This is a genomic window from Undibacterium sp. Ji22W (assembly GCF_049340305.1).
Taxonomy (GTDB): domain Bacteria; phylum Pseudomonadota; class Gammaproteobacteria; order Burkholderiales; family Burkholderiaceae_D; genus Undibacterium.
The window spans coordinates 1,064,217-1,083,646 of the sequence record NZ_JBMPOU010000002.1; the positions used below are offsets into that span (position 1 = coordinate 1,064,217).

Below are 19,430 nucleotides of genomic sequence, written 5' to 3' on the forward strand. Positions count from 1 at the left end.
ATGGCAACTAAAAAACAAAAAGGCCTGGGGCGTGGCTTAGACGCTTTATTAGATGGTGCTGGCGATTTCGCAGAAGCAGTACCAACTGTGGTTGGCGCGCCAACCAGTTTGCCGGTCACGCAAATGCAAGCCGGTAAATACCAGCCACGGACTCGCATGGACGAGGGCGCCTTAGCTGAGCTGGCAGCATCGATTAAAGCTCAGGGCTTGATGCAGCCTATCCTGGTGCGTCCTATCGGCCAGGCTAATGGTGTAACCAAATATGAGATCATCGCCGGTGAGCGTCGTTTCCGAGCCTCTCAGATGGCAGGTTTGACAGAAGTCGCTGTGTTGGTGAAAGATGTCGATGACCAAGCCGCGGCTGCGATGGCTCTGATCGAAAATATCCAGCGCGAAGACTTAAATCCTTTGGAGGAAGCGCAGGGTATACATCGCCTGATTTCCGATTTTACCTTTACCCATGAGCAAGCAGCGAATGCGGTAGGGCGCTCACGCAGCGCGGTTTCAAACTTGTTGCGCCTGTTAAATTTGGCGCGTCCTGTGCAAACCATGCTGATGGCGGGCGATATCGACATGGGCCATGCCCGTGCCTTGTTGGCTGTCGATGCGGCAACGCAGATTCAACTGGCGAATCAGGTTGTGGCAAAACGAATGTCGGTTCGTGATACGGAAAAGCTGGTCACTAAGACCACGGCTGAATTGGCAACGCCGGCAAAGCAAAAAGATAAAGCCGAAAAATCGCGTGACATCACCCGTTTGGAAGAAGAGTTGTCAGATTTGCTAGCGACTCAAGTGACTTTGAAGATGGGCAGCAAAGGCCGTGGACAAATGTTGATTGATTTTGCGGATCTGGATTCTTTAGATGGCGTGATCTTAAAAATTCGTGGTCAGTAATTCCTCGTCAAAATGGAGTCAACTTAACAAGTTTGCCGATAATCCTCGGCAAACTTGTTAATTAGTCGAAGACAATTGGGCAGATCGCTTGCAAAACGAAATTTGTTGCGTTGCATCAAACGTTTGACCTTGCTTATACATGCACGTATAATTCCGTGGCTTTGGAAAATCTGCCTACTTGTCGTCGAAAATTGCACTGAAATGACACAGTTGCAGCACTAAAATAGAACATACATAGCACTAATGTAGCGCAGACTAAGGACAAACTTAGTCTATAAAAAGAAGAAAAACGTATAAAGCGCATTGGTCGAAAACGAACATTTGTTGTAAAACTGGGGAGTGGCATGGCGCGCATCATCCTGTTGCAATTTGCAGCAGCTTTCATCGCGGCGCTGGTGGCGTTGTTAGTGTCTGGTCTCTCCTCTGGTATTTCCGCTCTACTCGGCGGTCTATGTTGCGCGCTCCCGAACGCGTTTTTTGCTTTGCGCTTACTCAGTAGCGTGCGAAAACCCGGCGGTGCCAACCCGATGAACTTTTTCGTCGGCGAGTTTATAAAAATTGCACTGACCTTTGCTCTCATGGGAGCGGTGGTTATGTTTTACCCCGAATTGAACTGGCTGGCGTTTCTCGCTGCATTCATCGTGGTAATGAAAAGTTATTTAATACTACTCTTTAGGCATTGATTATGAGCGCAACTGAGCACGCCCCAACCCCGTCGGAATACATCGGCCATCATCTCGGTCACTTAGCCAATTCCCATGAACAGCAGACAGCCCTCGTGGATATGTCTTACATCAACTACGACACCATTATTTGGTCCGTATTTTGCGGTCTGGCTGCGATTTTGTTAATGTACTTGGCATCACGCAAGGCGACTTCTGGTGTTCCTGGCCGTTTTCAATGTGCAGTTGAGATGGTCGTAGAAATGGTCAATGACCAAGCCAAGAGCATCGTGCACGGCAATGTGTCTTTCATTGCACCGATGGCATTGACGATTTTTGTGTGGGTTTCATTAATGAACGCGATGGACTTTTTGCCTGTCGATTTGTTCTCTGTTTGGTTATTCCCATTATTGGGTTTAGACCCAGAAATGCATCACCGCGTGGTTCCTACTGCTGATTTGAATGGTACTTTGGGTATCTCTGTAGGCGTGTTTGCCCTGATGATGTACTACTCCATCAAAATCAAAGGCGCTGGCGGCTTTCTTAAAGAATTGTGTACAGCACCGTTTGGCCCAATGATGTTCCCAGCGAATATTGCTTTGAACGTAGTCGAATACGCAGCGAAAACTTTCTCACTCGGTATGCGACTGTTCGGTAACATGTTTGCTGGTGAATTGTTGTTCTTGTTGATCGCTTTGTTAGGTGCTTACAGCCACTTCGGCGGCGTTGGACAAATCATTGCTGGTTCGGTCTGGGCTATCTTCCATATTTTGATCGTATTCTTGCAAGCCTTTATTTTCATGATGTTGACTTTGGTGTACATGGGTCAATCTCACGAGGCGCATTAATCAGTTCGGTAGTTCAGTAATATCGGTTTTGAATTGAATCAGATTTAAGTTTTCAGGTTTTTGGTTTTAGTTTTTGGTTTTGGTATTTTAATTTTTTAACTTTTAGGGAGTTCTCTCATGACTAACGTCGCATTTGTAGCTTTGGCTTGTGGTTTGATTATCGGTTTGGGCGCTTTGGGTGCATGTATCGGTATCGCTATGATGGGTGGTAAATATTTGGAAGCGTCTGCTCGTCAACCAGAATTGATGGACAAGTTGCAAGGTAAAATGTTGTTGTTGGCTGGTTTGATCGATGCTGCGTTCATTATCGGTGTTGGTATCGCGATGTTCTTCGCAACTGCGAACCCATTCAAAGGTTAATTTAATTTCCTTTTCTACCGCGGTGCTGGTCACAGGATCAGCGCTAGCGGAACGATAATTCACACAAGGAAACGACGATGAATCTTAATCAAACCATGTGGTACCAAGCAGGGGTGTTCTTCATCCTGGCTTTGTTTACCATGAAATTCGTTTGGCCACCATTGATTGGTGCCATCGATGCACGTATGAAAAAAATCGCAGATGGCTTGTCCGCTGCGGATCAAGGGCAAGCCGCCATGAAAGAAGCTGAGAAAAAGATTCAGCTTGAATTGGCAGCCGCTCATGACAAAGGTATGACACAAATTGCTAACGCTGAAAAGCGTGGTCAATTGATCGTAGAAGAAGCTAAGAATGCTGCTAATGCTGAAGCTGCGCGTATCATCGCTGCCGCTCAAGCGGAAGCTGCAAATCAAGTCACAAAAGCACGCGAAGAATTGCGCGACCAGGTTGCTGTATTGGCAGTCAAAGGTGCAGAGCAAATTCTGAAACGTGAGGTTAACGCTTCTGCTCACGCAGATTTGTTGAACCAATTGAAGACTGAGCTGTAATCATGGCAGAACTCGCAACGATCGCTCGTCCATACGCAGAAGCGTTGTATCGCGTTGCTAAGTCCGGCAACCTGTCCGCCTGGTCGGAACTGGTTGCTGAGATGGCGCAAGCCGCAGCGCATCCCGATGTAGTAGCTCTTGCACACAACCCCAAAGTCTCCGCAGCGCAAACTGCTGAGGCTTTCTTGTCCGTGTTGAAGTCACCTGTAAATGCTGAAGCGAAAAACTTCGTGCTTACATTGACTGAATATGACCGTTTAACCACATTGCCAGAAATCGCTGTGCAATTTCATGCTTTGCAAAACGCCGACGCTGGCTCTGCAGATGCTGAAATCACCAGCGCATTTGAAATGACTGACGCACAGGTTAAAGATTTGGCCGCAACACTGGAAAAGAAATTTGGTCGCAAACTGCACCCAACTGTGACAGTGGATTCATCCCTGATCGGTGGTGTGCGTATCGTGGTTGGTGATCAAGTGCTAGATACTTCGGTTCGCGCCAAGCTGCAACAGATGCACAACGCTTTGACCGCTTAAGCTGTTGCTTAATGCTGTTCAAGTACTGAAACAATTTTAGGAGTTAGTATGCAACTCAACCCATCAGAAATCAGCGAGTTGATCAAGAGCCGTATTCAAGGCCTTGGCGACGGTGCTGAGATTCGTAATCAAGGTACGGTTATTTCCGTTACCGACGGCATCTGCCGCATCCACGGTTTGTCCGATGCGATGCAAGGCGAGATGTTGGAATTCCCAGGCAATACATTTGGTCTGGCTTTGAACTTGGAACGTGATTCCGTTGGTGCCGTTATTCTCGGTGACTACGAGCACATTTCTGAAGGCGACACAGTAAAATGTACTGGTCGTATTTTGGAAGTTCCTATCGGTCCAGAATTGCGCGGCCGTGTTGTCAACGCATTGGGTCAACCAATCGATGGCAAAGGTCCTATCAATGCAAAATTGTCTGCGCCAATCGAAAAGATTGCTCCAGGCGTTATTGCACGTCAATCCGTTTCTCAACCATTGCAAACTGGCTTGAAGTCTATCGACTCTATGGTTCCAGTTGGTCGTGGTCAGCGTGAATTGATCATTGGTGATCGTCAAACTGGTAAAACAGCGGTAGCGATTGACGCGATCATTAACCAAAAAGGTCAAGACGTTACATGTATCTATGTAGCGATTGGTCAAAAAGCGTCTTCTGTTAAAAACGTTGTGCGTGCTTTAGAAGCACACGGCGCGATGGAATACACTATCGTTGTTGCGGCAACTGCAGCTGAATCTGCAGCGATGCAATACGTATCCGCATACTCTGGTTGCGCGATGGGTGAATACTTCCGTGATCGCGGCGAAGATGCATTGATCGTTTATGATGATTTGTCTAAGCAAGCGGTAGCGTACCGTCAAGTTTCCCTGTTGTTGCGCCGTCCACCAGGTCGTGAAGCATATCCAGGTGACGTGTTCTATTTGCACTCACGTTTGTTAGAGCGCGCAGCACGTGTTAACCCTGACTACGTTGAAGCATTCACTAAAGGTGAAGTTAAAGGTAAGACAGGTTCATTGACAGCATTGCCTATCATTGAAACACAAGCTGGTGACGTTTCTGCTTTCGTTCCAACCAACGTAATTTCGATTACTGACGGTCAGATCTTCTTGGAAACTTCATTGTTTAACGCAGGTATTCGTCCAGCGATTAACGCGGGTATTTCCGTGTCACGCGTTGGTGGTGCTGCGCAAACTAAAGTTATCAAAAACTTGTCCGGTGGTATTCGTACTGACTTGGCACAGTATCGTGAATTGGCTGCGTTTGCGCAGTTCGCGTCTGACTTGGATGAAGCAACACGTAAGCAATTGGATCGTGGTGCACGTGTAACTGAATTGTTGAAACAAGCTCAGTACGCACCATTGTCGATTTCTCTGATGGCAGTGACTTTGTTCGCAGTGAACAAAGGCTTCTTGGATGATGTACCTGTGAAGAAAGTTTTGGCTTTCGAAGCTGGCGTGCATAATTTTATGAAAACTAGCCATGCAGCCTTGTTGCAAAAGATTGAAGAGACTAAGCAATTGGACAAAGATGGCGAAGCTGCCATGGCTGCCGCGATCGCTGATTTCAAAAAATCCGGCGCATTTTAATTGAGTTGAAACTTACTTTTAGCTTGAAGGAGTTCACTCATGGCAGTAGGTAAAGAGATACGTGGCAAGATCAAAAGCGTAGAGAATACGAAGAAGATCACGAAAGCGATGGAAATGGTCGCTGCTTCTAAAATGCGTAAAGCGCAGGAAAGAATGCGTGCGGCTCGTCCGTACAGTGAAAAGATTCGTACGATCACAGCTAACTTGTCACAGGCTAACCCAGAGTACACGCATCCTTTCATGGTTCAACAAGACCAATCCAAGAAAGTTGGATTGGTTGTTGTAACGACAGATAAGGGTTTGTGTGGTGGCTTGAACACCAACGTTTTACGTTTGGTCACCAACAAAATGCGTGAACTTGAAGGTCAGGGTTCAAAAATTGAAGCGGTCGCAATTGGTAATAAAGGTCTTGGTTTCCTGAATCGAGTAGGTGCAAAAGTTGTGGCGCATGCGACGCAATTGGGTGATACACCCCACCTCGATAAATTGATTGGTCCAGTGAAGTTGTTATTGGATGCGTATCAGGAAGGCAAAATCGATGCGGTTTACTTAAGCTACACGAAATTCATTAACACCATGAAGCAAGAGCCAGTGTTAGAGCAATTATTGCCTCTGACAGCGGACAAGCTGGAAACAAATAAAGCTCAACATTCTTGGGACTATATTTACGAACCAGATGCGGCTGCGGTGATCGATGAATTGTTGATTCGTTATGTTGAAGCCTTGATTTATCAAGCGGTTGCAGAAAACATGGCGTCTGAACAATCGGCACGTATGGTGGCGATGAAGTCAGCAAGTGATAACGCAGGTAGTGTGATTGGTGAGTTGAAATTGATTTATAACAAAACTCGTCAAGCCGCTATTACCAAAGAGCTTTCCGAGATCGTCGCCGGCGCGGCAGCGGTCTAAACTGAATTTATAATTATTGAAGGAACGAACATGGCTAATGGCAAAATCGTTCAGTGTATCGGCGCTGTTGTGGACGTTGAATTTCCACGCAATGCGATGCCTAAAATTTACGATGCCTTAAAAATGGAAGGCTCTGACCTGACGTTAGAAGTGCAACAGCAATTGGGTGACGGTATTGTCCGTTGCATCGCGCTGGGTACATCTGATGGTCTGCGTCGCGGCTTGATGGTTAGTAACACTGGTAATCCAATTATGGTTCCAACCGGCAAAGCAACACTGGGCCGTATTATGGACGTATTGGGTAACCCGATTGATGAATGTGGTCCGGTTAGCCGTGAAACACAAGCATCGATTCACCGTAAAGCACCTGCTTACGACGAACTCTCTCCATCGCAAGAATTGTTGGAAACCGGTATCAAAGTTATTGATCTGGTTTGCCCATTTGCGAAGGGTGGTAAAGTTGGTTTGTTCGGTGGTGCCGGTGTTGGTAAAACCGTTAACATGATGGAGTTGATCAACAACATTGCTAAAGCACACAGCGGTTTGTCCGTGTTTGCTGGTGTTGGTGAACGTACTCGTGAAGGTAATGACTTCTATCACGAAATGGCTGACGCTAACGTTGTGAACTTGGAAGAGCCAGAAAAATCCAAAGTTGCGATGGTGTACGGTCAGATGAATGAACCACCAGGTAACCGTTTGCGCGTTGCTTTGACTGGTTTGACAATCGCTGAAGGTTTCCGTGACGAAGGTAAAGACGTGTTGTTCTTCGTCGATAATATCTATCGTTACACATTGGCTGGTACTGAAGTTTCTGCGTTGTTGGGCCGTATGCCTTCCGCGGTAGGTTACCAACCAACATTGGCTGAAGAAATGGGCCGTTTGCAAGAGCGTATTACTTCCACTAAGACTGGTTCTATTACGTCGATTCAAGCGGTTTATGTTCCAGCGGATGATTTGACTGATCCATCTCCAGCAACTACGTTTGCCCATTTGGACTCCACCGTTGTTTTGTCTCGTGACATCGCTTCTCTGGGTATTTACCCAGCGGTTGATCCACTCGATTCGACATCACGTCAGTTGGATCCACAAGTGGTTGGTTTGGAACACTATGAAACGGCTCGTGCTGTTCAAGGTACTCTGCAACGCTACAAAGAATTGCGTGACATTATCGCGATTTTGGGTATGGACGAGTTGGCACCAGAAGATAAGTTATTGGTTGCTCGTGCACGTAAGATGCAACGTTTCTTGTCTCAGCCTTTCCACGTTGCTGAGGTATTTACTGGTTCTCCAGGTAAATACGTTTCACTCAAAGATACAATCAAAGGCTTCAAGATGATTGCATCCGGTGAACTCGATCACTTGCCAGAACAAGCGTTCTACATGGTAGGTACTATCGACGAAGCGATCGAAAAAGCGAAGAAAATGGCTGCCTAATATTGCGGATGCGTTTGCTTGAGTCGTAACGTGAAAGCGAAACGACTCAAAGCAAGCCAAGCAAGAAGGTAGACTTTTCGTGGTGCGCGCAAGCGTACTTAGACGAAAGAAAAGGTTAGCACATGGCACATACTATTCACGTTGACGTAGTTTCTGCAGAAGAGATGATCTTTTCTGGTGAAGCTGAATTCGTCGCGTTGCCGGGTGAATCAGGTGAATTGGGTATTTATCCAAAACACACGCCACTGATCACACGTATTAAGCCAGGCGCGGTACGTATTAAGGTTGCAGGTCAAGCTGAAGACGAATTTGTATTCGTCGCTGGTGGTATCCTGGAAGTTCAACCTGATAGCGTTACTGTTCTTGCTGATACAGCGATCCGTGGTCATGATCTGGATGAGGCGAAAGCAGCAGAAGCTAAGAAATTAGCGGAAGAAGCTTTGGTCAATCGCGAATCAGGCATCGACTACGCGCAAGCACAAGCTGAATTGCAATCTGCGATTGCACAGTTGGCAGCGATTCAGAAATTGCGTTCTAAGCGTTAATTCTGCAAAGTTTTACTTTACAGATGCAGTAACAGTTTTACGATATAAGTTTTATCAAGGAAGAGGCAGCTACGGCTGCCTTTTTCTTTTTTCACATGATTTTTGTATGGAGTTGACACATGTCAGATGTCTTGATTGATCACCTGTTGAACACGGCGAAAACCATCGCCATCGTCGGCATCTCGAATAAACCTGAGCGTGATAGTTATAAAGTGGCGGAATACCTACAAAAGCATGGCTACCGCATTTTGGCGGTGAATCCACTGCAAGCAGGAAATTCTATACTTGGCTTGCAGTGCTATCCGACCTTGGCAGTCGCGCAACAAGAAACGGGACTAAGCATCGATATCGTCGATTGTTTCCGTAAATCTGAAGATATCCCTGCCATACTAACCGACGCAATGGCCGTTAAAGCTGCAGCACTCTGGATGCAGTTAGGCATCTCCAATGAAACTGCGGCAATTGAGGCACGTGCTGCGGGATTAGAAGTGGTGATGGATAAATGTACTAAGATAGAACATAAGCGACTGCACAATATCGTCGAATAAATTAACCGGGGTGGATAGGCATGAATATCTCAGCGCAGTTTTTGGCATCAGGCAAGACAGTCCTACAGGAAAAAGACGCAGCACTGCGAGCTTTAGCTTCTGCTGGCAATAAAACCCTGATGAAAGAAAAAACGCTGGAGCTCAGTGCACAAATAGCGGAATTTCAAAACATCTTGTATGCACAACAAAAACATAAACTCCTGATTGTCTTGCAAGGGATGGACACTTCAGGCAAAGACGGCACCGTGAGAGTTGTGTTTGGCGCCTCGAATCCAGCAGGAATCCGCAGCGTCAGTTTTAAAGCACCCAGTAGTGTCGAATTGGCGCACGATTATTTATGGCGTATCCATCAACAAGTGCCTGCAGTCGGCGAATTGGTCATTTTTAACCGCAGTCATTATGAAGACGTGTTGATCACGCGCGTACATGGCTGGATCACCGACGAAGAAGTCAAACGGCGACTCTCTCACATCAATGCCTTTGAGCGCATGCTGAGCGAAACTGGCACGACAATCCTAAAATTCTTTTTACACATTTCCAAAGATGAGCAGAAAGAGCGCTTGGAAGAACGTCTCAGCGATCCACATAAACACTGGAAATTTGATCCCAAAGATTTGACCGAGCGGGTGTCGTGGGAAGACTACCAAGATGCCTACCAAACAGCGATAAATGCCACGCATACGGAGTACGCACCATGGCATATTATTCCGGCAAACTCCAAAAGCCAACGCAATCTGATCATCGCCAGCATTGTTGCCGAAAAGCTGGCGAGCCTGAATCTCAGCTACCCAGAACCGCATCCTGACTACTTTAAAATCAAAGTTGAATAGCTGAAAAAAGTAGCAACTATTTGCCAGGGAAATATCTTTATCCACAAAAAAATAAGAGATATTTATCTCGAGAAATTATTTTGTAAAAAAATAACATAAATAAATCTGTTTATTTTCAATGGCTTATGAGCCTAAATTAATTTGATCTCTGTCTTCATGCCTTGGCGCATTAAATTATTCATTAATTACCCACAAAGTTATCCACAGGAGTTTCAACATGGTCGTTGTGTTGATTAGTTGGATATTTGTTTCATTATTTCCCTCTTCCTCAGCTTTTGTTGGATACCAATGATCGCAATCAATCCGCGGTTAGACCGAGAATATGACCTTGTTTCTTCAAAACACCGTGAAGCGATGGGTCTGGTCAGATCCTCTGAGCCCTTTGGCAAAGTGCGTCACAGCAATGACCCTACGCATTCTGCTTAATCTGTGGGGTGAACCACTGCTTGCTCTGCAATTTGAAACGGTAAGTCAGGGTTTACGCGTCAATGAAATAGAAGCTTAGCAATGCTACCAAGCGCCCAGAGGAATTCGCAAAAAAAGCAATCCACGAGGTGGTGCTGCAAGGCATATACAAAGTACCTGCCAATTTCAGATGACGAACTATTTGAACCAACCTCAATAAGCAAGAAGGCATACCAAAATGTCGCAAAAAAACACACATTGGGAACGTTTCCAAAAAAATCTTGACACTAATTTTTAATGAGTGCTATATTCCAAATCACAAATGGAAACGATTCCACTTAAAGCGCAAGATTCGGGCAATTGATCTTATTTTCCGAATCTGCCGATCAGCAAATGAGTCAGACGCTCACATTGAGGACGCAAAGAAGCGCTTAATTTAGCCGCAAGGAATAGAAGTTTGTGTATCAAACTATTTAGCATTCAACCTGTTGTGAGATCGACGTTAGTGAGAAATTGGCGTCGTCAATGAACCGCGTAGTTACGAACACGAGTTTGACCAGACATAGCAGAAAGTAGAAGCAAGAAAGGCCGTCGTGAAGTTAGGCAATGTATCGCTAGAAAATAATCACGTAAAGCCAAAAAGCAATTGAATCAATGAAAAGCAAGCCAAGAAATGGCGAATACATCGCCTGATAATAGTGAATAAAAGCAGGTAGCGCGCAATGCCTATCTCAACAAGGAGACAAAATGTTTCATCTGAAAACAAAACGAACACTCATGAGCGTAGCGGTCGCTGGTGCCTGTGGATTGATGACTGCACATGCGCAAGCACAGCAAGCAACCGAGCAGAGTAAAACCAATGAACCGGTCAGCGGCAAAAAAGCAGATAGCAAAGACGCCGATAAGATACAAGAAGTGAATGTGACTGCGACCCGCTATTCGACTTCATTACTACGCACACCACTGGCCGTTACCGCTTTCAATCAAGAGAGTCTGGGGCGTATGGGAGTCACCAGCGCCAAAGACTTAGCGAACGAAATTCCTAACGTCACGATCGTCCAATCAAATGATTCAGCGATTCAGGTCACCATCCGCGGTATCACTTCCAGCAACACGACAGAAATTGGTGATCCAGCGGTCGGCTTCCACGTAGATGGCATGTATTCCCCACGTCCACAAGGCGCACAAGCCTTGATGTTTGACGTTGCGCAGGTAGAAGTATTGCGCGGCCCACAAGGTACCTTGTTTGGTCGTAACTCCACCGGCGGTACGATCAATGTGATCTCTGCCAAACCAGACTTTAGCGGCAACTACGGTAGCGCAGAAGTAGAATTGGGCAACTACAATAAGCGTCAGGTGCACGCGATACAAAATATCAAAATCAATAATGACCTGGCGATACGTGCCGCAATCATGAAAGTGACGCGTGATGGCTATGCGAATCAAATGCAAGATTTTAGTGAAGCCAACTTTCCCTCAAAAGGTTGGATCCCTGACGGCATCCCAGACAATATCCAACGTTGGAATCGTAAAGTAGATCCGAGTGACTATTACACAAACCAAAATGAATGGGCCGCTCGTTTGTCCGCTTTGTACAAAGTGAACAAGGACTGGAAACTGCATGCAACCTATGAAGAGTTTCAAGATTCCAGTGCTGGCGGCACCGCGTTCAAAGATTGCGAATCGACCAAAGGTACACGTTACGCTTGTCCAACTGGTTGGGGACGTTTTGATTTAAAAATCAACGTGCCTGGTATGACCGACATGAAGATCCGCACTTTGCGCGCCGGTTCAAACTGGAATATCAGTAACGATGCCAGCTTAGACTACAACTTCGCCCTCGCAGATCAACGTCGGAGCCAGTTATATGACAACGACAAAGGCAATCAAACTGCCTTGCCATTCCAGATCACACAGGATCATCCGCGCATTGCAGGTGGTAATAACTGGGGCACGTGGCCACTGGCCGATCAGTATCAACAGACAGTCGATTCCAAATATGTGTCCACGGTGCACGAGCTGCAGTTGAAGCAACGTTTAGGCGATCTGCAATATGTGGCTGGGCTGTTCTGGATGCATGAGAAGAATCAAATTAACTATGAAGTAGTCGATTTGTATCGCGCTCCAGTCGGTCTTGCATCTGGCGCATTCTATGCACAACCGGATCGTCAAGTCGACGCAAAAGCGGTATTCGCCCAAGCCGATTGGAAGTTCGCACCAACTTGGACTGCCACCGCAGGTCTGCGTTACAGTGTGGATAAGAAGACCGATAAAGATGGTTTGAATCTTGGCGGCTGGTGGGGACAAAAAGAGTTCTACAATGGTGGCTTTGATCCGGGCACACCAGGCACGCCTGGCTACCATCTGCCACAAGGTAATGACCTGAACTATGGTCCGGGTGGCAGTGCTGCAGCCTACGCTGGTTACGGTACACCAAGTAAGAACGATCACACCGATTCATGGCGCAAGATGACATGGCGCTTAGGTTTGCAAACGCAGATCAATGAAAACCAAATGGCCTACGCCGCATTGGCGACAGGTTACAAAGCAGGTGGTTTCGGTGATCGTACTTTAGCCTGCGGTGGTAGTGCAACTGATCCAGTGCAGCGTAAGTGTGCGGATGGTAAGCCTAATACAGAAACTTTCCTGCCTTACAAACCAGAGTTGGTGACCAACTTTGAATTGGGCTACAAAGGAAAATTCCTGGACAATACCTTGAGTTTGTCCGCGGTTGCCTTTGCGATGAACTATAAGGATCAGCAGTTAACTAATACCTATTTTGTCAGCAAATACATCACGCCTGTACCTTGTACTTCCGATCAACCTAAGTGCGACGTCTATGAAACTTGGCGTACGATTAACGTCGGTAACACCAAGATCCGCGGCTTAGAAGTCGAATGGGATTACAAACCATGGCCTGGCGCGAAAATTGGCGGTGCATTCACTTTGTTGGATACCAAGATTCATGACTACGGTTCCTACAGTGACGATTACAACTGTGATGCACGGGTTGAGTTCGGTGATGCACCATGCCCTGCGCCTTACGCTGGTTTAGGACCAGATAATGGCAAACGCTTGTACGACGTCACTAATAACAGCTTGCCAAATGCGCCGAAACGTACATTCATGTTGCATTTCTCACAGAAGTTTGACTTACCTAGCGGTTACAGCATAACGCCGTACATCAAGTCGAATTGGCGCGATAAGGCTTACTTCGACGTGCGTAACGATGAGTTTAAACACATCGGTCGTTATCAAAAAGCGTATGCGCTGGTCGATGCCTCGGTACGCCTAGATGCACCGGAAGATCAATGGCACGCAGAATTGTTTGTCCGTAATGCGAGCGACAGCAAAGCCGTGTACTGGCGAGGTGCCGGGGTTGGGGCGCAAATGAACTCGGCTCCAGTAGAACCGCGCATGTTCGGCATCCGCTTTGGCTTCAATTACTAATAAACCTTATTGAGTATTCCTGGGGTGTTTGAGTCTATGAGGTGTGATCGGAGTGATTACACGTCATAGACTCTTTTTTCATCCTGCCTGACAATGTCATCCATGCTGCATCAGAACAAAACATAAATCTTGGAAATCAAATGACAGATCGTCGTATAAAAGATATCGTGATCGTTGGAGGCGGTACCGCTGGTTGGATGAGCGCTGCGGCTTTAGCGCAATTACTGCCGAACGGATACAACTATCGTTTGGTGGAGTCAGATCAAATCTCCACCATCGGTGTAGGGGAGGCGACCATACCCAGTATTCGTAATTTCAATATGCATCTTGGAATAGATGAAAATGATTTCATCCGAAATACGCAAGGTACTTTTAAGCTTGGTATTGAGTTCGTTAACTGGGGCATCAACAATAGTAAATATTTTCATGGTTTCGGCTCGGTGGGACGCGATCAGCCTACCGCTAACTTTTATCATTATTGGCTCAAACTTAATCAGCTAGGCATGGCAGGTGGACTTGAGCCATACTCCATCAATACGGTCGCCAGCACGCTAGGAAAATTCAGCGTAGGGCGCCCAGATTTACCCAACTCACCATTATCCGATTTATCGTATGCCTATCATTTTGATGCGGGGCTTTACGCCAAATATTTACGCACCTACGCTGAACAACGTGGCGTTAAACGTACTGAAGGCCGCATCGTACAAACCTTGCTGCGCGAGAGTGATGGCTATATCGATGCACTGCTCATGGAAAATGGCGAAAAAATCCACGGCGATTTCTTTATTGATTGCTCTGGCATGGTCGGGCTATTGATTGAGAAAGCATTACAGACCGGCTACGATGATTGGTCGCATTGGTTGCCCTGTGATACTGCTATCGCCGTACCATGTGAACTGGCTGGCTCGGCACAAGCACATACGCGTTCCACCGCCCACAGCGCGGGTTGGCAGTGGCGCATTCCCTTGCAGCATCGGATCGGTAACGGTCACGTCTTTTCCAGTAAGTTTATGGACTACGACACTGCGCAAAATATCCTGATGAATAATTTGGACGGCAAAGCGCTGGCAGAACCGCGTCAAATCAAGTTCATCACTGGTAAACGTAAAAAAGCTTGGAACAAAAACTGTATCGCGATTGGTTTATCAGGCGGATTCATGGAGCCACTCGAATCGACCAGCATTCACATGGTCAAAACGGGTTTGATGCGTTTGATCACCTTCTTCCCAGATAAGGATTTCGATCAGGTTGATATTGATAACTACAATCGTCTGACTGACAAAGAGTATGCACAGATACGCGACTTCTTAATTTTGCATTACAAAGTGAATCAACGTGACGATTCAGAATTTTGGCGCTATTGCCGTGAAATGGATGTGCCAGAAAGTCTGCAAATCAAACTGGACCTCTTCGCCAGCCATGGACGCATTTTGCGCGAGAACGAAGAGCTATTTCCCGAAGACAGTTGGTTACAAGTCATGCACGGGCAAGGTATGCGACCACGCCGTTACAATCCGGTGGTTGACCAACGCAGCAAAGAGGAAATCGCCGGCTTCTTGCACAATACGCAGGCCGTGATCCGTAAGTGTGTGGATGCTATGCCTACGCATTTGGACTATATTCGCACCAACTGCGCGACAAGAAAAATCGCCTAATCATTCTAAATGCTTCGCTTGGGACGGCAATGCCGTCCGGTTTAGCCCTTTCTCGTGTTTTGTCATTCTAGCGAAGAGCCCGCCTTCAAATGTTTGAGTCGGGGGCGGGAATATCTTGGCATAAAAACTTAAAGATGACTGACCCCTGCCTACGCAGGGATGACACTAGTTTGATCTCAATGTTCGCCGTGGGCGTTTTTCTAATTCAATAAAGCATCGATTTTTTCGAGCAATGAGATTCAAATAATCGATTTGAATCTAACTCCACTCGTCCTTACACTAAGTCCACTACCTAAACAAATGGAGAAACGTAATGAACATCGATATACAGGCACGAGGTTTTGAGTTGACTGAAGGCCTCCGTGAACACACCTACCGTCGTCTCAAATTTGCCACCGACTGGGCAATGGATGATGTGAAAACAATCAAAGTCCGCCTTTCAGATATAAACGGCCCGCGTGGTGGTGAGGACAAGCGTTGTTTGATTCAAATACCTATGGCGAAAAAACAGCAAATAGTGATTCAAGACACCGAAGCTGACTTGTATATCGCGATCGATAAAGCAATTAATCGAGCTGAGCAATTGCTTGCGAAGCGCATAGGTCGTATCAAAGAACATGCCCACGTCAAAGTGCATCATTTGGCCTATGACGACGAGGAGGACTTGATTTCTAAGTAAAGCTTAAAGTAGCACGAGCACTGATGCCTACAAGAAAATACCATTTTATTGATGAGAGACATGTTATGAGAACTTACCGTGTAAATAGTCCTGAATCGATGGCGCGTATCGTCGCCTTATCAATGTTGGTCGATGGCGGCCTGGACCAATCAGAATTGGACGTCGTTAGTCGTTACGGCATCGTCCAACGTTTAGGATTGAGTGACGATGAATTCGAAAAGATAGTGCACCACCTTTGTGAGGACATGCTGCAGTGTGCTGATGGTGCTCATTATGGACAAATTGAGATTTCCAATTCAGCCATAGACAGTATTCTCGATGAAATCAAAGATCCGCAATTACGTAAGCAGCTATTGCGCATTATGGTCGCCATCGTCGACGCAGACGATAGGTTGAGTGATGGTGAAGCAGTGTTGATCGAACGCGCATTGCAATGTTGGACACTAGATTTGGTGTCGATTAGCGACAAACTTCTTGAAGCTAATTTGGCGACTTTTGACAATCCTCCATCATCTCGGCAAGCGCATTGTCGAGATTACTCCTCGGTGAACAAAGCCTCAATTATAGAAACGCACTATTAAACTTTGTAGCGATCTTAGATGAGATTGCTCGATGAGGCCGGATGGCCAATGTGAGTGGTGAAATGCAGTTGTTGTGAAGTGAAACGTATGCCAAAAAAATTCTTAAGAAGGGTGCTCCCAAGTCGGGAGACGATAGAACGCATTCCGATTAGTCGCCGCTTTACCAATCGGCTTGATCGACCGGGTCTGTGGGATGTTGCGCGCGAGCCGGTGGCCATAGGTTTAGCGGTGGGTGTCTTGTGCGGTATGATTCCAGGCCCTTTGCAGATGATCGCGGCAGTGACTTTGGCCTGCTTGCTACGAGTGAATTTGCCTATGGCGCTAATTGGGACGTTTCTCACGAATCCTATTACGATTGTGCCTATCTACATGTTGGCCTATGGGATCGGGCAGAGTCTAAATGGAGCCTCACAGTGGCATGAACTACCAGCGATGCCGGTGACAGACTGGACCCAGCTTACTGAGAGTCTGCACGCATGGTCAGCCTGGGTGGCTTCCCTTGGCACGCCATGGCTGTTGGGTATGTTGATTCTATCGCTATCTTTGGCGGCAATTAGTTATTGCTGGGTGCAGTTGATCTGGCGAGGTTGTCGCTTTTGGAGTTTGCGCTGCGTGCGAGTGCAAAGGCGCAATCGAATCACACAGATAAACAAAGCCATCATGTAGAATAAAAAATACCCAGCGCATTAGTTACACATGGTCGTAGCGTAAAGTTAAAGATAGAGGATTCCAACTTGCCAGCATTGAACTTCAAGCACCTCCGATATTATTGGACGGTCGCCAAGACCGGTAGCATCACTAAGGCGGCTGAAAAGCTGCATTTGACTGCACATGCGGTCAGTGGTCAGATCAACGAATTCGAGCATAGTCTTGGTGTGGAGTTATTCAAAAAAAATGGCCGTAATATCGAGTTGACTGATGCCGGTCGGCGTATCTTGGTTTATGCCGACGATATTTTCAATTCTGGCGACCAGCTACTGGATGCCTTACGTGATCACTTACAAGCGCGTCGTCGCACATTTCGTGTGGGTATCGCCGATACTGTCCCCAAGGTCATTGCTTACCGCTTACTGCAGCCTGCGATCGAACTAGAAGAGCCGGTTCGCTTAAACTGCCGCGAAGGCCGCCTTGATCTCTTGTTGGCTGAATTGGCCTTGCATCGGTTGGATGTCATTATTGCCGATAGACCGATGGGAACTCAGACCAGTATTCGCGCTTACAACCACTTGCTTGGGAAATGTGGCTTAACCGTGTTTGGAACATCGACATTAGCAAAGAAATACAAGGGTAGTTTTCCAGCATGCTTGCAACATGCACCCTTCTTAATACCTGGTGAAGATGTTGCGGTGCAAGCCAAGATTCTACGTTGGATGGAAGAGTGGGAATTGCATCCTATCATCGTTGGTGAGTTTGACGATGGCGCATTAATGAAAGCCTTTGGTCGTGCTGGCGCTGGCTTCTTTCTAGCGCCGACTGCAATGAAGAAGGAAATCTGTTCACAACATAATGTCGTGGCCATTGGCGATGTTCCCAACATTGTTGAGGAAATTTACCTGATTACGATAGAGCGTCGCCTGAATGACCCCGCTATCCTTGCAATTAGCCAGGCAGCCAAGCACGACATCTTTGCATAAGACTAGACGTCGAAGGAACTTGTCAAGCTTTCTTGGAGCAAATGTACTTGCATTATTTTCTTGTATGTCACTTTGAGCTATTCTGAGAGACTTCATGTACAAGTGTCCTTTGAGCGTCATCGCGCGCCATATTCGTGTTGCGTTTTTGAGTGTAAGTGTGGTCGCCTCAGCGCAATTCGAGGCAGGTAATTCGCCTACGCTTAGCGGATAACCGCATATGAGCGGTAAGGTATTCCAGAGTTGAGCATGAGTCTATTATGTTAAGTAAATGATCCACATAGCCGAATGTAGCGCATTAATGTTTGTGTTTGCGATTATCTTTGAATCTAGATTCGAGCGTCTCCAATTTTTTCGGGAACGTGCTGCAGTCAGATATGGGCTGGCGTGGTTACTGGGATTCATCGCGATCACTTATCTATGGCGTAGCACAGGAACCCCGTTCTCGCTATTATTTTTTGCATCTCTGCTGAGTGCTGGCTTGCTGTTCATGAAATATCGATTTTTAGATCAGTGGATAAATCGAAGCAAATAGTCTGGTAGCAGGCTGCATGATCAATGATCAAAATGCCTGCTTCTTAAACTTCAAAAAACCATTCAAAGCAAGGCGAGCGGTCGCTGGATCATCTTCTAATAGTTCCGGCTGCGCAATTTGTGCGGCGTGAAAAATTGTTCCCTCATAGAACAGAGCGCGATTCCATTTGGCTTCTATCGTGTGCATCAAGTCAAAATAGGCATTACTGGTGTGTAGATAGGCGGGTTGTGCTTGTAGTTTCTCGTTGCAGACCTGGGCCGAGGCGTGTTGTAGTTCCGTGAGCAATTGACGTGTCTCGTCGACGCTGAACTTGGGTTGATAAAAACTGGTGCCGCCTAGCTCGGGGCGGTCAAACAAATAAACTACCGCTGCGGCGATGCCTAGACCCGGAGAAGAACTTTCCGCATCGCGATGGCAGAGCCGCTGTAAGGGGTGCAGCTGGGGAGGCTGCAAGGTCGTCATCGACATACGACAAGCAACGCCGAGTTGGCGTCGGGCCTGGAAATACGGTCGCAATTGCAACATGAAAAATTGTTCCAACGCGAGCGCAAACTGGCGTCCCATATTGATTTCCACGCCCGGAAAATAGTTATCGCTGTCGTAGCGAAATGCGGGACGATGCCGTTGCGCAAAGTCGACGAGTGCCTGCGGCTCGCGTAAAAAATCATCAATCACCAAACAATAATGCCCATCAAATAAGGGCAGGCGTTGTACTACCGCATGCGGATTAAATAGGGTGGATGGATTGTTGACGACATAAGCTGCCGCATCACCAAGGGATAGAGTCATA

The 19,430-nt window shown here is 46.7% G+C and carries 19 protein-coding genes; 18 read left to right on the forward strand and 1 reads right to left on the reverse strand.

Going from position 1 to position 19,430, the window contains the following annotated elements:
* From ACO0KW_RS11305 to nhaR, 18 genes are all read left to right on the forward strand, one after another.
* Positions 1-894, forward strand: a complete 894-nt coding sequence (locus tag ACO0KW_RS11305; protein WP_186941567.1) for a ParB/RepB/Spo0J family partition protein — start codon at positions 1-3, stop codon at positions 892-894.
* A 344-nt stretch (positions 895-1,238) separates the two neighbouring features.
* Positions 1,239-1,577 (forward strand): ATP synthase subunit I, encoded by a 339-nt coding sequence (locus ACO0KW_RS11310; RefSeq protein WP_423053180.1) that lies wholly within the window; start codon positions 1,239-1,241, stop codon positions 1,575-1,577.
* A 2-nt stretch (positions 1,578-1,579) separates the two neighbouring features.
* Complete coding sequence (gene atpB / locus ACO0KW_RS11315; RefSeq protein ID WP_423053181.1) at positions 1,580-2,404, forward strand: F0F1 ATP synthase subunit A; 825 nt, start codon at positions 1,580-1,582, stop codon at positions 2,402-2,404.
* A gap of 117 nt (positions 2,405-2,521) precedes the next feature.
* On the forward strand, positions 2,522-2,764 hold the full coding sequence (gene atpE / locus ACO0KW_RS11320; RefSeq protein WP_186917574.1) for a F0F1 ATP synthase subunit C: 243 nt from the start codon (positions 2,522-2,524) through the stop codon (positions 2,762-2,764).
* A gap of 77 nt (positions 2,765-2,841) precedes the next feature.
* Complete coding sequence (locus ACO0KW_RS11325) at positions 2,842-3,312, forward strand: F0F1 ATP synthase subunit B (RefSeq protein WP_423053182.1); 471 nt, start codon at positions 2,842-2,844, stop codon at positions 3,310-3,312.
* A gap of 2 nt (positions 3,313-3,314) precedes the next feature.
* Positions 3,315-3,848 carry a F0F1 ATP synthase subunit delta gene (locus tag ACO0KW_RS11330; protein ID WP_423053183.1) on the forward strand — a complete coding sequence of 178 codons (534 nt, stop codon included), beginning with the start codon at positions 3,315-3,317 and terminating at the stop codon, positions 3,846-3,848.
* Between the two features lie 48 nt (positions 3,849-3,896).
* On the forward strand, positions 3,897-5,438 hold the full coding sequence (atpA, locus tag ACO0KW_RS11335) for a F0F1 ATP synthase subunit alpha (protein WP_315472397.1): 1,542 nt from the start codon (positions 3,897-3,899) through the stop codon (positions 5,436-5,438).
* Between the two features lie 39 nt (positions 5,439-5,477).
* Positions 5,478-6,347: a F0F1 ATP synthase subunit gamma gene (gene atpG / locus ACO0KW_RS11340; protein WP_186922772.1), complete on the forward strand. Its 870-nt coding sequence runs from the start codon at positions 5,478-5,480 to the stop codon at positions 6,345-6,347.
* A 30-nt stretch (positions 6,348-6,377) separates the two neighbouring features.
* Positions 6,378-7,781, forward strand: coding sequence for a F0F1 ATP synthase subunit beta (atpD, locus tag ACO0KW_RS11345; protein ID WP_315472396.1), 1,404 nt, complete (start codon positions 6,378-6,380; stop codon positions 7,779-7,781).
* A gap of 122 nt (positions 7,782-7,903) precedes the next feature.
* Positions 7,904-8,326 carry a F0F1 ATP synthase subunit epsilon gene (locus ACO0KW_RS11350; protein ID WP_314858594.1) on the forward strand — a complete coding sequence of 141 codons (423 nt, stop codon included), beginning with the start codon at positions 7,904-7,906 and terminating at the stop codon, positions 8,324-8,326.
* 119 nt (positions 8,327-8,445) lie between these two features.
* Positions 8,446-8,874, forward strand: coding sequence for a CoA-binding protein (locus ACO0KW_RS11355; protein ID WP_423053184.1), 429 nt, complete (start codon positions 8,446-8,448; stop codon positions 8,872-8,874).
* A gap of 20 nt (positions 8,875-8,894) precedes the next feature.
* Positions 8,895-9,704, forward strand: coding sequence for a PPK2 family polyphosphate kinase (locus tag ACO0KW_RS11360; protein WP_423053185.1), 810 nt, complete (start codon positions 8,895-8,897; stop codon positions 9,702-9,704).
* 1,152 nt (positions 9,705-10,856) lie between these two features.
* Positions 10,857-13,559 carry a TonB-dependent receptor gene (locus ACO0KW_RS11365; RefSeq protein ID WP_423053186.1) on the forward strand — a complete coding sequence of 901 codons (2,703 nt, stop codon included), beginning with the start codon at positions 10,857-10,859 and terminating at the stop codon, positions 13,557-13,559.
* Between the two features lie 140 nt (positions 13,560-13,699).
* Positions 13,700-15,214 carry a tryptophan halogenase family protein gene (locus tag ACO0KW_RS11370; protein ID WP_423053187.1) on the forward strand — a complete coding sequence of 505 codons (1,515 nt, stop codon included), beginning with the start codon at positions 13,700-13,702 and terminating at the stop codon, positions 15,212-15,214.
* Between the two features lie 313 nt (positions 15,215-15,527).
* Positions 15,528-15,893: an HPF/RaiA family ribosome-associated protein gene (locus ACO0KW_RS11375; protein ID WP_423053188.1), complete on the forward strand. Its 366-nt coding sequence runs from the start codon at positions 15,528-15,530 to the stop codon at positions 15,891-15,893.
* Positions 15,894-15,958: 65 nt separating this feature from the next.
* Complete coding sequence (locus ACO0KW_RS11380; RefSeq protein ID WP_423053189.1) at positions 15,959-16,474, forward strand: TerB family tellurite resistance protein; 516 nt, start codon at positions 15,959-15,961, stop codon at positions 16,472-16,474.
* Between the two features lie 87 nt (positions 16,475-16,561).
* Entirely contained in the window at positions 16,562-17,140 is a 579-nt protein-coding gene (locus ACO0KW_RS11385; RefSeq protein WP_423053190.1) for a DUF2062 domain-containing protein, read from the forward strand.
* Positions 17,141-17,208: 68 nt separating this feature from the next.
* Positions 17,209-18,108, forward strand: a complete 900-nt coding sequence (nhaR, locus tag ACO0KW_RS11390) for a transcriptional activator NhaR (RefSeq protein WP_423053191.1) — start codon at positions 17,209-17,211, stop codon at positions 18,106-18,108.
* Positions 18,109-18,667: 559 nt separating this feature from the next.
* On the opposite strand, the gene ACO0KW_RS11395 is transcribed toward nhaR, so the two are convergent.
* Complete coding sequence (locus tag ACO0KW_RS11395) at positions 18,668-19,429, reverse strand: DUF6445 family protein (RefSeq protein WP_423053192.1); 762 nt, start codon at positions 19,427-19,429, stop codon at positions 18,668-18,670.
* Position 19,430 lies beyond the last annotated feature (1 nt).

Bases quoted from the DNA above. Each gene is read 5' to 3' on its own strand.
- ACO0KW_RS11305 (WP_186941567.1), top strand. From the start codon at position 1: ATGGCAACTAAAAAACAAAAAGGCCTGGGGCGTGGCTTAGACGCTTTA.
- ACO0KW_RS11310 (WP_423053180.1), top strand. From the start codon at position 1,239: ATGGCGCGCATCATCCTGTTGCAATTTGCAGCAGCTTTCATCGCGGCG.
- atpB (WP_423053181.1), top strand. From the start codon at position 1,580: ATGAGCGCAACTGAGCACGCCCCAACCCCGTCGGAATACATCGGCCAT.
- atpE (WP_186917574.1), top strand. From the start codon at position 2,522: ATGACTAACGTCGCATTTGTAGCTTTGGCTTGTGGTTTGATTATCGGT.
- ACO0KW_RS11325 (WP_423053182.1), top strand. From the start codon at position 2,842: ATGAATCTTAATCAAACCATGTGGTACCAAGCAGGGGTGTTCTTCATC.
- ACO0KW_RS11330 (WP_423053183.1), top strand. From the start codon at position 3,315: ATGGCAGAACTCGCAACGATCGCTCGTCCATACGCAGAAGCGTTGTAT.
- atpA (WP_315472397.1), top strand. From the start codon at position 3,897: ATGCAACTCAACCCATCAGAAATCAGCGAGTTGATCAAGAGCCGTATT.
- atpG (WP_186922772.1), top strand. From the start codon at position 5,478: ATGGCAGTAGGTAAAGAGATACGTGGCAAGATCAAAAGCGTAGAGAAT.
- atpD (WP_315472396.1), top strand. From the start codon at position 6,378: ATGGCTAATGGCAAAATCGTTCAGTGTATCGGCGCTGTTGTGGACGTT.
- ACO0KW_RS11350 (WP_314858594.1), top strand. From the start codon at position 7,904: ATGGCACATACTATTCACGTTGACGTAGTTTCTGCAGAAGAGATGATC.
- ACO0KW_RS11355 (WP_423053184.1), top strand. From the start codon at position 8,446: ATGTCAGATGTCTTGATTGATCACCTGTTGAACACGGCGAAAACCATC.
- ACO0KW_RS11360 (WP_423053185.1), top strand. From the start codon at position 8,895: ATGAATATCTCAGCGCAGTTTTTGGCATCAGGCAAGACAGTCCTACAG.
- ACO0KW_RS11365 (WP_423053186.1), top strand. From the start codon at position 10,857: ATGTTTCATCTGAAAACAAAACGAACACTCATGAGCGTAGCGGTCGCT.
- ACO0KW_RS11370 (WP_423053187.1), top strand. From the start codon at position 13,700: ATGACAGATCGTCGTATAAAAGATATCGTGATCGTTGGAGGCGGTACC.
- ACO0KW_RS11375 (WP_423053188.1), top strand. From the start codon at position 15,528: ATGAACATCGATATACAGGCACGAGGTTTTGAGTTGACTGAAGGCCTC.
- ACO0KW_RS11380 (WP_423053189.1), top strand. From the start codon at position 15,959: ATGAGAACTTACCGTGTAAATAGTCCTGAATCGATGGCGCGTATCGTC.
- ACO0KW_RS11385 (WP_423053190.1), top strand. From the start codon at position 16,562: ATGCCAAAAAAATTCTTAAGAAGGGTGCTCCCAAGTCGGGAGACGATA.
- ACO0KW_RS11395 (WP_423053192.1), bottom strand. From the start codon at position 19,429: ATGACTCTATCCCTTGGTGATGCGGCAGCTTATGTCGTCAACAATCCA.